At 61.4% G+C, this 13,719-nt stretch carries 18 protein-coding genes; 12 read left to right on the forward strand and 6 right to left on the reverse strand.

From position 1 onward, the window contains the following. Positions 1 to 253 (forward strand): ATP-binding protein (locus JM93_RS00005; RefSeq protein WP_170230452.1); only part of this gene is annotated, 253 nt, incomplete at its 5' end. A gap of 390 nt (positions 254 to 643) precedes the next feature. Here JM93_RS00005 and JM93_RS00010 read toward each other — a convergent pair. Then, complete coding sequence (locus tag JM93_RS00010) at positions 644 to 1,645, reverse strand: AraC family transcriptional regulator (protein WP_145340025.1); 1,002 nt, start codon at positions 1,643 to 1,645, stop codon at positions 644 to 646. A gap of 197 nt (positions 1,646 to 1,842) precedes the next feature. Here JM93_RS00010 and JM93_RS00015 point away from each other — a divergent pair, with 197 nt between their 5' ends. From JM93_RS00015 to JM93_RS21640, 6 genes are all read left to right on the forward strand, one after another. Continuing rightward, on the forward strand, positions 1,843 to 3,402 hold the full coding sequence (locus JM93_RS00015; protein WP_145340026.1) for an amidohydrolase family protein: 1,560 nt from the start codon (positions 1,843 to 1,845) through the stop codon (positions 3,400 to 3,402). A gap of 98 nt (positions 3,403 to 3,500) precedes the next feature. Further along, positions 3,501 to 5,195, forward strand: a complete 1,695-nt coding sequence (locus JM93_RS00020) for an amidohydrolase family protein (RefSeq protein WP_208994829.1) — start codon at positions 3,501 to 3,503, stop codon at positions 5,193 to 5,195. A gap of 225 nt (positions 5,196 to 5,420) precedes the next feature. After that, positions 5,421 to 6,395: a class A beta-lactamase gene (bla, locus tag JM93_RS00025; protein WP_145340027.1), complete on the forward strand. Its 975-nt coding sequence runs from the start codon at positions 5,421 to 5,423 to the stop codon at positions 6,393 to 6,395. A gap of 103 nt (positions 6,396 to 6,498) precedes the next feature. Continuing rightward, the gene (locus JM93_RS21860; protein WP_208994830.1) at positions 6,499 to 6,735 is read left to right on the forward strand and encodes a hypothetical protein; all 237 of its coding nucleotides are present in this window, start codon (positions 6,499 to 6,501) and stop codon (positions 6,733 to 6,735) included. 17 nt (positions 6,736 to 6,752) lie between these two features. Beyond that, complete coding sequence (locus tag JM93_RS22360; RefSeq protein ID WP_208994831.1) at positions 6,753 to 7,139, forward strand: amidohydrolase family protein; 387 nt, start codon at positions 6,753 to 6,755, stop codon at positions 7,137 to 7,139. Continuing rightward, on the forward strand, positions 7,070 to 7,237 hold the full coding sequence (locus JM93_RS21640) for a DUF6441 family protein (protein WP_170230450.1): 168 nt from the start codon (positions 7,070 to 7,072) through the stop codon (positions 7,235 to 7,237). Before JM93_RS22360 ends, JM93_RS21640 begins: the two co-directional genes overlap by 70 nt. A 390-nt stretch (positions 7,238 to 7,627) precedes the next feature. Here JM93_RS21640 and JM93_RS00035 read toward each other — a convergent pair whose 3' ends face one another. From JM93_RS00035 to JM93_RS22320, 4 genes are read right to left on the reverse strand one after another with little or no spacing between them, the layout of a single operon-like run. Beyond that, positions 7,628 to 8,362, reverse strand: a complete 735-nt coding sequence (locus JM93_RS00035) for a plasmid partitioning protein RepB C-terminal domain-containing protein (RefSeq protein WP_341873611.1) — start codon at positions 8,360 to 8,362, stop codon at positions 7,628 to 7,630. Continuing rightward, positions 8,359 to 9,273, reverse strand: a complete 915-nt coding sequence (locus JM93_RS00040) for a plasmid partitioning protein RepB C-terminal domain-containing protein (RefSeq protein WP_196220703.1) — start codon at positions 9,271 to 9,273, stop codon at positions 8,359 to 8,361. The genes JM93_RS00035 and JM93_RS00040 overlap by 4 nt, the downstream gene beginning before the upstream one ends. Next, complete coding sequence (locus JM93_RS22315) at positions 9,270 to 9,890, reverse strand: hypothetical protein (RefSeq protein WP_341873612.1); 621 nt, start codon at positions 9,888 to 9,890, stop codon at positions 9,270 to 9,272. Before JM93_RS22315 ends, JM93_RS00040 begins: the two co-directional genes overlap by 4 nt. Next, positions 9,790 to 10,839: a recombinase family protein gene (locus JM93_RS22320; protein WP_341873613.1), complete on the reverse strand. Its 1,050-nt coding sequence runs from the start codon at positions 10,837 to 10,839 to the stop codon at positions 9,790 to 9,792. Before JM93_RS22320 ends, JM93_RS22315 begins: the two co-directional genes overlap by 101 nt. A 182-nt stretch (positions 10,840 to 11,021) precedes the next feature. Here JM93_RS22320 and JM93_RS00050 point away from each other — a divergent pair, with 182 nt between their 5' ends. From JM93_RS00050 to JM93_RS00060, 3 genes are all read left to right on the forward strand, one after another. Beyond that, the gene (locus tag JM93_RS00050) at positions 11,022 to 11,402 is read left to right on the forward strand and encodes a hypothetical protein (protein WP_208994832.1); all 381 of its coding nucleotides are present in this window, start codon (positions 11,022 to 11,024) and stop codon (positions 11,400 to 11,402) included. Positions 11,403 to 11,502: 100 nt separating this feature from the next. After that, positions 11,503 to 11,757, forward strand: coding sequence for a ribbon-helix-helix domain-containing protein (locus JM93_RS00055; protein WP_145340028.1), 255 nt, complete (start codon positions 11,503 to 11,505; stop codon positions 11,755 to 11,757). Between the two features lie 4 nt (positions 11,758 to 11,761). After that, positions 11,762 to 12,079 carry a type II toxin-antitoxin system RelE/ParE family toxin gene (locus JM93_RS00060; RefSeq protein WP_145340029.1) on the forward strand — a complete coding sequence of 106 codons (318 nt, stop codon included), beginning with the start codon at positions 11,762 to 11,764 and terminating at the stop codon, positions 12,077 to 12,079. Positions 12,080 to 12,454: 375 nt separating this feature from the next. Here JM93_RS00060 and JM93_RS22045 read toward each other — a convergent pair whose 3' ends face one another. Beyond that, positions 12,455 to 12,859: a M48 family metallopeptidase gene (locus JM93_RS22045; RefSeq protein WP_244300728.1), complete on the reverse strand. Its 405-nt coding sequence runs from the start codon at positions 12,857 to 12,859 to the stop codon at positions 12,455 to 12,457. On the opposite strand from JM93_RS22045, the gene JM93_RS22050 reads away from it, so the two are divergent. Together JM93_RS22050 and JM93_RS00075 are read left to right on the forward strand one after the other, a co-directional pair. After that, positions 12,821 to 13,267 (forward strand): phage tail tube protein, encoded by a 447-nt coding sequence (locus tag JM93_RS22050; RefSeq protein ID WP_244300729.1) that lies wholly within the window; start codon positions 12,821 to 12,823, stop codon positions 13,265 to 13,267. The genes JM93_RS22045 and JM93_RS22050 overlap by 39 nt on opposite strands. Continuing rightward, positions 13,267 to 13,704: a hypothetical protein gene (locus JM93_RS00075; RefSeq protein WP_145340030.1), complete on the forward strand. Its 438-nt coding sequence runs from the start codon at positions 13,267 to 13,269 to the stop codon at positions 13,702 to 13,704. Before JM93_RS22050 ends, JM93_RS00075 begins: the two co-directional genes overlap by 1 nt. Positions 13,705 to 13,719: the final 15 nt, after the last annotated feature.

Raw genomic sequence — 13,719 nt, forward strand, 5'->3', positions numbered from 1 at the left:
GTTCAGCGCGTCCGGCGGTGCTCTGCTCTTCCATCTTCTGAGCAAGCTCTACGAGCGCACCAGCGTCATCATCACCACCAATCTGAGCTTCTCGGAATGGGCATCAGTCTTTGGGGACGCCAAGATGACCACCGCACTGCTCGACCGGCTCACCCACCACTGCCATATCCTTGAAACCGGAAACGAAAGCTTCCGCTTCAAAAACAGCACCGCAAATCAGGCCGACAACGAAGGGAGGAAACCAAAATCTTGACCACGGCGTAACTGCCGTTCCATACACAAAAGGCGGGTCAATTCTCGGTGGAAATACCGGGGCAGTTCTCGGTGAAAATCAACAGTCCTCTGGGAACATGCCATCCTCGGCGCACAACAGGTGCCTTTCGAAGCGTGGCAGCGGGGTCTCCGACCCATCCGCTTCTCGCACGGTCGTGGGCTGCATCCACGAAGCTGGCTTGGCCGAACTTCTCGCCCGCGGAGATCGCCTGAAGAAGCGTTCGATCAGGTTGCGTTGACGGCGCATTCTGTCCCGCCCTCTTTCGAGAGTTTGAATCAGCCGCCGCCAATCCGCGCAAACCTTAGCGACGAAATATGGGGCCAGACCTTGGCACAGCGCCGTGCGCGCGTAGGGGTGGACGCGAACGGCTCATAGGGTCTTCCGAAAATCCGAAGGCGAGACGCCGATCCAGCGCTTGAAGGCTCTCGAGAAGCTGGCCGCACTCGAAAAGCCCAGAGCGTCGGCAATCTCCCCGTTGGATGCGGGCTGAGACTGCGACAGCAAGTCCAGCGCTTTCTGTCGCCGGACCTCATCTCGGATCTCCTGAAACGACGTGCCCAGTTCGGCAAGTAGTCGCTGCAAGCTTTTTGGATGAACGCCAAGATGATGGGCGAGGCTGTCCAGATCGAAGGATTTTTCGTGTACCCTTTGAATGCAGACTTGTTCGACCCAAATCAGGATCGCCTCGCCCTGGGATGTATCACGAAACTCTCCGCGCTTGGTGGTCGGTATCTGCCAGTTCAATGCTAGCGGACGTTGCAGCCACTCGGAAGGGAACCCGATCTGGACACCATTCCATTTCCGTCTCAGGAATGAGGATTTCGGGAGCAGTTCCGGCGGAATGCCTGCGCCCTCCTGAGCAATGACCGTCATCCGGGTCGGGTCGAAATCGTCTTTGACCACCAGCCGAAGCAAGGTCACCCAAAGGCTCGCAGTCGCGGCATCCGCCTGAACGATGGGTGCCGCCGGAACGAAGCTCCTCACTGCGCGTATCAGCGTAATATCCGCAGAGATCTGGAGGGAGTATCGAACGTTGTTGATCTGCCGGTCCAGTTCGAGAATGGCCAATGGCAGGAACTCGGCCAGGGTGTGGGCTGCTGCATAGCTCTCGCGGACGAAGACGGGTCCTGCCTCCACGAAAGCCGCCCCTGCTCGTGCCGCGAAGTAGGGGTCGCCGAGCGCATCGGCCATTTCCTCGACGGCTTTGTAGAGCGCATTGCCGTTGATCAGCGCAGCCGGGTCGTTGAGGTCGACCCGGTCGAGGCCGGCAGCCATGAGCACAGGGGCAGCCTGGCCGCCGCGCTTCTCGAACAGGTCGAGGAAGGGGCGAAGCTGTAGCGCGCGGTTGAACACGATCCCTTCAGAGACCATTCGGCTGTCCCCCGGTGAGAGATCTGCGCGCACCAATACCCGCTTTTGCGTACAAATGCTCGGGGTGTGCGCTTTTGAGGACAGGTTTTAACTTTGCTTGTCCTGTGGGGGTAAGCAACCCGGCTCAAGATGTGCTTAGCATCTTTCGCGACAGGCCACCACTCTGGAAGGTGGCGGTAGGTGAAGGGAGACTGCCTGTGACAGCAAGAAAAGCCTGGCGCGCCATCAGTACGGTCGCCGTCTTCCTGGCGAGCACAACCGCAGCGTTTGCGAATGATGTCGTGATCCTTAATGGGCGCGTTATCGACCCGGAGACGGGCCTCGATGCAATCCGAAACGTCGGCGTGGAAGATGGTCGCATCTCCGCGATCAGCGAGTTCCCGCTGGAAGGTGATACGGTGATCGATGCCACGGGGCACGTCGTCTCGCCGGGGTTCATCGACCTGCACGCCCACGGGCAAAGCATCGGCGACGCCCGGATGCAGGCGATGCAGGGGGTGACGACCCAGCTGGAGCTCGAGTCCGGCGTCCTGCCCATCGGCGAATGGTACGAGGATCAGGCGGCGAAGAACCTGCCGATCAACTACGGGGCGGCCGCAGGCTGGACCTTTGGCCGGATCGCAACCTTCGACAATACCGACCCGCTGGCCACGGTCGCATTTTTCCAGGATGCGCAGGCAGAGAATGACTGGAAGATGGAAATCGCCGATCAGGACCAATCCACGCGCATTCTGGATCTGGTCGAGCAGGGGCTGCGGGAAGGCGGCTTGGGCATCGGTATCAATGCGGGCTACGCGCCTGGATACGGGCAGAAGGAATATTTCGCACTGGCGGAACTGGCCAACGAATATGGCGTGGCAACATACACCCATGTCCGGTACGCCAGCGTCACAGAGCCACAAAGCTCTTTCGAGGCGATCAAGGAACTGATCGCGAATGCCGCGATCACGGGCGCACACATGCATATCTGCCACATCAACAGTTCGTCGCTGGCGGATATCGAGGCAACGCTTTCGCTTGTCGAAGAGGCACAGGCGCGGGGCATCAATATCACCGTGGAAGCCTATCCCTATGGCGCGGCGAGCACCGTCGTCGGCGCCGCCATGTTCACGGGACCGGGTTGGCGCGACCGGATGCAGTCGACGGCTGAGAATTTCCAGCTCGGCGACGACCGCATGACCGAGGAGGAACTGGAGGACTACCAGGCCAACGAGCCGGGCACCTTCATCACATGGCACTTCCTCGACGAGAGCAAACCTGACGATTTGGCGCTGTTGGACATGTCGATCACCCATCCCGCGACGATGATCGCGTCGGATGCAACGTTCTGGTCCTATTTCGACGAAGACGGCACCATCCAGACTTACACGGGCGATGAATGGCCGCTGCCCGACAACGTGTTCGCCCATCCTCGATCGGCCGGGGCCTACGCGAAGATCCTGCGCTCCTATGTCCGGGAGCGTGGCCTCCTATCGATGAGTGAGGCGATCCGCAAGATGTCGCTGATGCCGGCGCAGACGCTGGAAGACTTCGTGCCGCAGATGCGTCGCAAGGGCCGCCTGCAGGTGGGCATGGACGCCGACATCGTCGTGTTCGACCCCGAAACGATCGCCGACCGGGCCACCTACGAGAACGCCAACCAGACCGCCGTCGGCGTGCAGACGGTGCTGGTGAACGGAGGCTTCGTCGTTCGGGACGGAAGCCTCATCCTAGATGCCCCACACGGCCAACCGATCCGTCGGGAGATCATTGAATAGAGGCGAAGACAGCACGCCCCCCAACCTTCCAACGCGACCCCCTCGAACGCGCCTTGGCAACTTTCGTGCCCGAAGCGTTCCAAACCAAAGGAACAGACATGAGTGTCGATGAAGAGATGAGCGGTTCGGAATTAACGCGTCGGGAGTTCAATACGACCCTCGCGGCGAGTGCCGCCCTCGTGAGCACTGCAGGTAGCGTAGCTGCACAGACCGCTGAGCCTTTCGACCTTGTGATCCGCGGCGGGCGGGTCATGGACCCCGAAACCGGGTTCGACCAGGTCGCCAATGTCGGCGTTCGGGACGGGCGGATCGTCGCCATCACGGCTGACGACCTGGAAGGCGGCCGGCAGATCGACGCCAGCGGACATGTCGTGGCACCGGGTTTCATCGACACGCATTTCCACTGGCCCCGGCCGATGGGCAACAAGCTCGCGCTCCTGGATGGCCGCACCTCCGTCATGGACCTCGAGATCGGCACGCTCGGCACGATGGTCGACGCCTGGTACGCTGAGCGTGCGGGCACCAACCAGATCAACTATGGCTGCGCCAGCGCGCATGAGTTTGCGCGTGCGCTCGTGCTCGACGGCAACACCGCAATCGATACGCCGGAGGCGCTCAACACGCGCGGGAGCGACAAATCGGGCTGGGCGCTCACCCGCCCCGATATCGACCAGGGCAACGAAATCCTCCGCGTGATCGACGAGGGAATGGCCGCTGGCGCGCTCGCTATGGGCTCGACGCTGGGCTACATGCGCGACGGCGCGTCCGCGCGGGAGGTGTTCGAGATCCAGCGCGTGGCGGGCCGCTACGGCCGCCCCTCCGCCTTCCACTTCCGCTACACGCCGGGCACAGACACCTCGGAGGCCAACGGCATTCAGGAGATGCTGGCGAACGCAGCCTCTCTGGGTGCGCCGGCCATCGCCTGCCACTTCAACAATCCCGGCTACAACCTCGTGCATGAGTTGCTCACTCGGCTTCGCGCGCAAGGTCACAACGTCTGGGGCGAACTCTACCCCTATGCCGCTGGATCAACCGCTCTGAACGCGGTGTTCCTCGAGCCAGAAGTCTGGGTGGATCAGTTGGGCTACAAGTACGAGGAAACCATCCAGGACGCCATTTCGGGCGAATGGTACACGGCGGAAAGCCGGGCAGAGATGATTGCCAAGGAGCCTGCGCGCCTCGTGCTGGTCTACAAGATGCCCGAGGAGGCTATCGTCGACTGGCTCAAGCTTCCGGATGTGGCGATCGCGTCCGATGGCATGCCGATCATGGATGGCAGCATCACCTGGGACACGCCGTACGAGGACCTGCCCAACGCGCATCCGCGAGGCGCCGGCTCCTACGCCCGTGCGCTTCGGCTGGGCCGGGAGAACGACATCCCGCTGATGCAGACCCTCGCTCAATGCAGCTACAATTCTGCCCGCCCCTTGGGTGAGACCGGCCTGAAGGCAATGCAGGAGCGTGGCCGGATGCAAGAGGGCATGGTTGCCGACATCACGATCTTCGACCCGGAAACCGTGACCGACAACGCCACCTATGCGCAGGGGAATCTGCCGTCCTCCGGCATTCCATTCGTGATCGTGAACGGCGTCGTGGTCGTCGATGGCGGCGAGGTCCTGCGTGATGTCAATCCCGGCCAGCCGATCCGCCATGAGCCGCGCGACAGCCTGTTCGAGCCGCTCGACGTAGAAGCGTGGGAGCGCACCTTCGTTGCGGTTCCAACAGATTTCGGCGGCGGGGTGCCGAACATGCAACCCGTCTACGATGCCAGCGTGATCCCTTGCTGCGAGTGAACGCGCAACGGGGAAGTTCCCGTCTCGTGCCCACTGGGGCGATCCGTAGCCGCTGCAGTCGCTCTCGGGTTGCATCTGGCAGCTGTTGCAGATCCACGGTTTCGACTGCGATACCGCACGCCTCGAGCAGGAACATGCGCCATGGAGAACTTGGCGGCGTTTGGAATTGATTGGCGTGGATAAATAAACCGCCACTCAAGAAGTACAGAGAGAGGAAACGCACCTATGAAGCTGAAAACGGTATTGCTTGGGGTCGCCATGCTCATCAGTGGCCCTGCGCTCGCAGACTCCCTTGAAACACTGCGCTCAGAGGTTTCGCGCATAGCTGAGACTGTCGGAGAGGGCGTCGGAGCAAGCATCGCGTTTCCTGGAGAGCCGCCGATCGATCTCATCAACGGGGACCGTTCATTCCCCATGATGAGCACAGTCAAGACACTGGTTTCGATGGCGGCGCTTGACCGGGTGTCCGAGGGAGAGATGACGCTCGAGTCTCAGATCACGATCATGGAAGACGATCTTTCGGTGATGTCTCCCGTGAATTTGACCTTCCCGCAGGCTCCCACGACGACGACGCTCTACAACCTCATCTGGACTGCCATCGTCGACAGCGACAACACGACTCCCAATACGATGATGCGCGTCATGGGAGGTCCCGAGAGCGTCGAAGCATTCGTGCGTGAACAGGGTGTCGACGAGATTAGCGTTGCGCGAAATCTCAACGGTCTTTTTGTGGATGTTTACGAGTTCGATGATTTCGACGAGGTCGTGGACTTTTTCGACGAGAAGGCGACAGAGCCCGGTGGCGTGATGGGATTCTTCATCCGTCCGATCGAGTCCCCGTTGTGGGACGATCCGCGGGACACGACCACACCGAACGCCATGGCGCGGCTTCTATCCGGGTTCCTCGCGGGTGACGTTCTCGATGAAGAGCGGACCGCGATCCTCATCGACATCATGGAGCAGACCCGAACAGGCAAAGCGCGCTTGCAAGGCATGTTGCCGCCAGGGACCATCGTTGGTCACAAGACCGGAACCGGCCATGACTCGATCAATGATGCGGGCTGGATTCGACTGCCTGACGGGCGGACGATGGTGATCGCGGTTTACAACCGCAACACCGCCTCGATCGAGGCGAAGGAGCAAGTTATCGCGCAAATCGCACGGGCGGCTTACGACTGGGCATTATACGCAGAGGAATAGTCTTCTCCTCCGCCCACTTCCGGGGCAGCTCGGTTGAGAACGGCGAGGCTCAAACCGAACAGGCAGCCTTCGAGAACGACAAAAATGGAACACGAGGGATGATATGAAGAGGATCCTATCCGCGGCAGTTGGCGTTCTGCTTGGATTTAACCTCGCGTGGGCCCAAGAGGAGCCGGCCGGACCGATCCTGATCGAAAACGTGAACGTCTTCGATGGGGTCAGTGAAGACCTCATCGAAGACGCAAGCGTCGTGATAACCGGCAACATCATCACCGAGATCTCGCCGGAGCCTTTGGCGGTGGCGGGGGGCGCGTCATCGATGGCGGTGGACGCACCCTGATCCCCGGCCTGATCGACATGCACTGGCATTCCGCCTACGCCGAGATCCCGTTTGAAGTGGCTATGGGTACCGACCACGCCTATCACCTTCTCTTGGCGGCCCAGGCGAACGAGAGAGCGCTGATGCGCGGCTTCACCACCGTGCGCGACGCTGGCGGCAATGTGGACTCGCTGAAAGCGATGACGGACCTCGGGGTCTACAATGGACCGCGCATCTTTCCCTCCGGTCCGGCGATAGGCCAGACCTCGGGTCACGTCGATTTTCGTCCCGCGACGGCCGTTCCTGCCGAGCCTGGAAGAATACTCTCCCATCAGCTCCAAAGGATCCCCAGGCGGTGGCGTCGCGCGCAAAGACCGGCCGCAACCAGGTCACCGCGCCAATCTTTTTGCTGGTCCCGCAAGTGAAGCTGCCGAAGCGGCTCGATCTTGACCGCGATGCTGAGCGGGCGCTGGACAGCGTGCCGGGGCTGATCGTGGCGAACTGGGTCGATGGAAGGTGGTAATCGCGGCTATGCGGGACTTTGCCGCCGTTCAAGTCCAGATGGGTTACGTCCGTTTTCGTTCGAACTCTTGTTCGATGACTTCCGTACCCCATTGCTTGCCGCGGTTTTCATGGACTAATAGCCTTGGCCGCCATCCCCACCGCCGCGCTCGATCCGGCCCACAGTCCGGCGTCTCCCGCGGTCCCCGCGCTTATCGGGTCCGGGTCCCCATCGGATCGAAGGCGCTGGCTATTCCGCGTCGGCCGGCACCACAGACTCCATCTCGGCGATGGTCTGAAATTCGGTCAGGAACTCAGGGCGCGTCTGCATCAGATACCGAACCACGCGCGCGTTCCCGAGGAGTTTGGCGACGTAACCGCGGAGCACGGTCAGCTGGAGATGGTCCTGGCCTTAGGTGTCCTGGATCTGTGTGATCCCTTCCTGAAGTCGGGCAAGCTCCTTTTCCATCCGGGCGACCGCCTGCGGTGTGACACCGTTGATGCGTTTGGGCTTGTTCGCCTCGACAAGCTGCGTCTTCGGAGTCCCGGCAAGGATCGCCGAGATATAGGCGACGGAGTAGTTGTTGGCGTTCACCATGAGCTCGGCGGCTTCGATCTGGCGCAAAGGGATCATCTTGCGCAGCGTGATGAAAACGGCCGCGGTACACGCATTGTCCTTCAGGATCGCTACGGCTTCGGGGCAAATGCCGTCGAGCAGCTTGACCTTCCGCTGGATGCTGCGCGGGTTGAGATCAAGCGCCGCCGCGATCTTTTCCTCCGAGACACCGCGCTCGATCGCTTTCAGGATCATCCGGTGCTCCTGAATGGGCGCGATGCGGCTGATCCGCTTGTTGTAGGTGAAGGCCTCGTCATCGGTCGACACGAGGCATTCAACCTGTTCTTGACCCAGATCCTTCAGGACTTCGATCCGGACATGTCCGTCGAGCAGCAGCCAGCTGCCGCTGGCATCCCCGTTTCGCGCGACCACCGGCGGCTCGACCAAACCGATCTCGTGGATCGACGCTGTGATCTGGGTGTATTTCCGGCTGGACTTGATGGACTTGCTCAAGACCCTGACGGGCAGGATGTCCGCGACCGGGATCGTGACGCAATCGTTCTCGAAGCCGAGCTGAACCTTCTTGGTCATGGCGCTGCCCCCTCGGCGAGGGAGTCCTGCAGGTAGCTGGGCAGGGTCTCCAGGCCTTCCGCACGCAGCAGCGTCACGAAATGATCGTCCTCAAGGAGGGTCCGGAATGCCTGGCAGATGAACAGGAGCCGCCCCTGCGTCAGTTCCGCTTTCTTGATCAGAAGCTTCTGACGGTCCGCTTCCTTCTGATAGGCGCGCACCAACGCTTCGCTCGTCAGAGGTCGCCGGTTTCGACTGTCGCGTCCGTATTGCTTGGGATGGATCTTCTTTCCACGCGCCTCGCGCTGTTCGATCAGGCGCCGGGCCGCCGCGAGTTTCTTCCCTCGCAACTTCTTCTGCGTGTAGGCGTCCATCAGCGCACGCTGCGCCCCTTCGGCATCGGTCTTCGATATGTCGATGGCGAGGTTGAGCGGCAGCAGACCTGTTTCGACGGCCGTCACCAGCCGCTCTTCGCCGCGCTCCAAAAGGCCCGCGATCATCCCGACGTAGTCCGGCGAAACGCCGATCTTGTCGCCGATTTGCCGGTCGTTGTAGCCGCGTTCGCGGAGCGTGCCGATCTCCCGCATCAGATCGATCGGGCGATGCTGACGGCGAGCGCAGTTCTCGACGAGGCTCATTACCAGGCAGTCGGACTCATCGGCGTCGATGACGATGGCCGGGATGGCTGTCTGTTTCAGCTCGATAAAGGCTTCGAGGCGACCTTGACCGCAGACAAGATCATACTCCTGCGGATCCGTGTCGGTGCGGCGGGTCACGGTGATCGGGCGCTTCAAGCCGATCTTGGCGATGTTTTCCACCATATCCGCAAATGCCCTGGGGTTTCGGACCCGTGGATTGAGAACCCGAATGCTGTCGGTCGGGACCAGGGTGACTTCCGTAGGGTGAGTTTCTTCCGCGCTTTTGGCCATCATGCCACCTCCGTCACCTTCGCCCGCCCGGCGAGGGCGTAGAAATCGTCAAGCGTTTCCGTTCGATAGGCGTCGAGCCACAGCCCGTTCTGCTCGGCCATCTTCAGGCGCGCGTCGGTCATGTCGATGCTGGGCAGCAGGTAGAAGTCGCGCGGTGCGTCGTTGGTCTCGTTCATCCGCACAGCAATCGTGATGTCCGGAACCAGGCCGGTGTCGAGCCTGATGTGCCAGCGCAAGGAGCCCGCTGCCGTCGCTTGGCAGCGGGCCAGAACGACCGAAACCGTGAATTCGTAATTCACGCGCAGCAGCTGCGTGTCGGGGTCCTGCACCACGCGACCACCTTGGATGGCCACGCCGTCCACGATTCCCTCAACGATCTGGGGGAGGGCCGCGCGCAGCGCCTTATTAATCTCGATGTAGCGGTAGTCCCGCTCTGGTTCATAGCCGATAAGGCGATAGGCGCGCAGAAGGCTGCCAAATCGGCTCCGGTAAGCGCTGGACGAGGGCAGGTCGTTCTCTTCATCGATGATCAGGCCGGACAGCGTGCCCTGCCGCTTCAGGATCGCCCGCAGGGCGTCGAGCAGTTCCTCGTCCGTGAAATGGCGGCTGCGCGCATCCACGATTTCCCGCGCGCAGGAATAGCGCCTTGTCGACGATGGCCGGATAGGCGCCCTCGGCACGGATCCACATGTCCCGCGGGTTCACGAAGCGGCGCTGCTTTAGCTTGAACGATACTTTGTTGAAGACGTTGTTGCCGATGTATTTTTCGTTGGTCAGCACCTGATGGACGGTCGCCCGGGTCCACGGCCGGTCGAGATCGGTGTGGAGCCCTTCGCCGTTCAGAACCTCCGCGATCTCGCGCTCGGGCCGCCCCTCATTCACGAACATCTGGTAAATGCGCTGGACGACCAGCTGTTCCTGCTCTGGGCCGGGGACCAGGATCACACGGTCGGTCTGCAGGCTCTTCTGCTCGCCGCGCGACAGCTCACCCTTCGGGTTGCCGTGCTCGTCGATCAACACGCGCCGAAGCCCGTACCCGGCCGCGCCGCCTTGGCGATATCCAAGCTCTACCAGGCGGCATTGCCCGGCAAATACCTTCACCGAAAGCTCACGGCTGTATTCGCCGGCCATCACGCGTTTTACGGTCTTCAGCAGGTTGGAGCCGATGCTGCCGTCGTTTTCGAACTGCTCGCCGCAGTAGTGCACACGGATTCCGGCACGGGAGCAGACGTGTTCATAGTATGCGCCCTCATCGGCATCCTGAAACCGACCCCAGCGGCTGACGTCATAGACGAGGATCGCCTTGAAGTCTGCTTGGTCGGATTGGACCTCGGCCATCAGGTTCTGCAGCGCTTCGCGGCCGTCCAGCCGTAATCCCGACCGGCCGGAGTCCTCGAACACGCGCAGAATGGTCAGGCCCCGTGCGGTGGCGTAATTTCGGATGATGTCGAGTTGGTTTTCGGTCGAGTACTTCTGGTGATCGGTCGACATCCGGACATAGGCGACGGCCGGGATGTCCTGCCCGGCCTTGTCGCCTCCGTCCGTTCTGTTGTCTCGACCGCTTTTCAAACAGTATGTTCCTTTTAGCCGTTCAAGCGTTGCTTGGCTGATATTTTTCCATCTGACACAAGCGCCTCTGGAAAGTCGTTTCCCAAAACGGGCAAGGTCTTTCCGTTTGCCCGGCCGTCAGGCCTCAAACTCCAATTCATCGCCGCGCCCCTCAAGTAGCTGTAGCCGTCGGACGCGATCCAATGACCCGTCACGGACAAAATCGGCACTCGCCGTTTTCATGGTTCTTCAATCATTTAACGAAGAAGGACGTGGAGATGCGCGTGAAGATGGGCACAGTTGTGCCGAAAATGGGCACATTTGTGCACTTGGTCGAAGAACCCACCGATTATCGAACCGCCTTGGCGATGGCTCTGCACGAAGAGCTGGGCGAAACGCATCGGGCGATCAAGATGGCCATGCGCTGGACTGGCGCCAGCGAACGCACCGTGAAGTACTGGTTCGCCGGCGAGCGGGGGCCGAGCGGTGATCATCTGATCGCCCTCGCGCGGCATTCGGATGCCGTGCTCTATGTTGTGCTTGCGCTGGCGGGGCGCCACATTGTCGATGAGGCTGACGGCTGAGGCGCGAATGATGTGCGACAGCCATACGGGGGAAATCCTCTCTTGTTTTGCGTTCGTTTTTGGTTATATTGAATACAGGAGAGATGAGAGGTGCTGCGCCATGTCCCGAACGACCACGATGACCGTCCGCCTTGGTGGGGCCCTGAGTGACTTCGTGTCAGCCAATGTGGGTGATGACGGATCCTATGAGAACGTCAGCGAATACATCCGCGACCTGATCCGGCGTGACAAGGAGAGGGCAGAGGCCGAAGCCTTCAATCGGCTGAAGGCGGAATTGACCCATGCCTTCGCAGCCCCGGAGGAGACGTACAAACCTCTGACCGCAGCCGAGGTGATCGCGCGGAACCGGGCCTGATCCGATGCCCGCCATCCGTATCCAGGAAGGGGCGTCCCACCGCCTCGATGACATCTACCGCTACACAAGCGACAGGTGGGGTGACGATCAGGCCGAAACATATATCACCGGCCTGTTCGCAGCCTTCGACAAGATCGCCGCCCACGGTGTCGCCTCAAAGCCCATCCCGGCCGAGTTCGGCGTCGAAGGGTTCTTCTTTCGCTACGAGCGCCATTTCGTCTACTGGCGTCATCTCTCGAACGGCGATATCGGTATTGTCACGATCCTCCACGAGCGGATGCATCAGATTGATCGTTTCCGGGATGACTTCGGGCTCGGCTGATCGGCCGATTTTCCAATGAGCGTCAGATTTGCGCAGGGTTTCGCGGCCGTCACGCGGCGGCAGACACTGGCACGGGAGAGAGTTCGGTATTTGTTACACTTCCTCCGCCACTTGCCCCGGCGAAAGCGTTCTCCCCATTCGGCTGCGGCCGGATTTTTCCGTTGTATTCGAGGGTTATGCAGGAGGAGCTGTTCACCGGCTGCGGCGCGAGGACCCCGGAAGCGGTCTCTCAAGGCCCATATTCTCCGGACCTCATGACTGAGCCAATTTGGTGAATTTCTTATAAGCCTCTGTAAGAGAAAAAGAAAATCCAGCGTCCGAAATTGCTTGGATTGGAGTCGCGTTAGCGTCTGTTGCGACCGGCTTCGGAATTTCTCAGGCCATGGCCCGTTCGAGCCTTTGCTTCCGACGCTCCCAATCGGGCATCACCTTGTCGAGGAGGTCAAAGAATGCTGCCCCGTGATGAGGCTCGGCCACATGGCAGAGTTCATGGGTGATCACGTAGTCGATGGCGTCGACAGGGGCCTGAACAAGACGACGATTGAGTAGCAAACGTCCGGCCGGTGACATGGACCCCCATCGCTGCCGGGTCTGACGTACGATAAGGCCCATCGGCCTGAATGCCTCGGGATCCGGGAACAGGCCGAGACAGAGTTCGATCCGCTCCGGAAACTTGATGTGGGCTCGGTCTCGGTACCATGCCTCGACTAGTTCGCGTGTCACCTCCGGACTGGTCGGTCGGTGAGTCTGCACGACGATGAAGCCGCGGATCAGCTTCACGCTTTCTTGGACACCCGGAACGGCACCGCACTCGGTAACGTCGTCTCGGCCGAGATCACCTATGCCAACAACCTCGACCGGATCGAGACCATTCGAAGCGACGGCCGCATCGACGGCGCCGACCCGTCCATCGCCGCGCTCACCGGCCGGATTGAGGTCCGCTTCGCCGACCAGACGCTGGTGGGGCAGGCGATCAACAGCGAGGCCTGCGAGATGGAGTTCGCCTACGTCCTGCCCTCGGGCGAGAGCTTCACGTTCACCGTGCACGCCGTCTACCAGCCGCGCCCGCGGATCGAGATTTCGGGGCCGCAGGGCGTGCAGGCGACCTTCGACTGGCAGGCCGCCCGCGACAGCGTGGTCGGCCGGATCTGCACCGCAACCCTGATCAACGACATCGAGGTGTACTGATGCTTTCGCTCGACCTGACGAATGAACCGCGCTGGCATGATCTCGCGCCCGGCGTCCGGGTGCAGTTGCGCCCGCTGACCACCGCGCTGATGGTGGCGACGCGCAGCGACCCCGTGGTGGAAGCGGTGCCCGAGGACGCATCGGACGAGGAACGCGCTGTGGCCTTCGCCAAGGCGCTGGCGCGGCGGGCGGTGCTCGGCTGGGAGGGCATCGGCGATGCGGACGGCAAGCCCATTGATCCCAGCCCCGTTGCCATCGACGCGCTGCTCGACGTCTGGCCGATCTTCGAGGCGTTCCAGCTGACCTACGTCTCCAAGGGTCTGCTGCTGGAGCAGGAAAAAAACGCCTCCGCGCTCTCGCCGAGTGGTCCTTCGGCGGGGGCGAGCGCTACTGCGACGCCTGCCAAAGGGCGTGCGAAGACTGCCCGGCGCGGCTGAACCGTCCGGAAACTC

It is taken from the genome of Roseibium hamelinense (genome assembly GCF_007830545.1).
GTDB classification, from domain to species: domain Bacteria; phylum Pseudomonadota; class Alphaproteobacteria; order Rhizobiales; family Stappiaceae; genus Roseibium; species Roseibium hamelinense.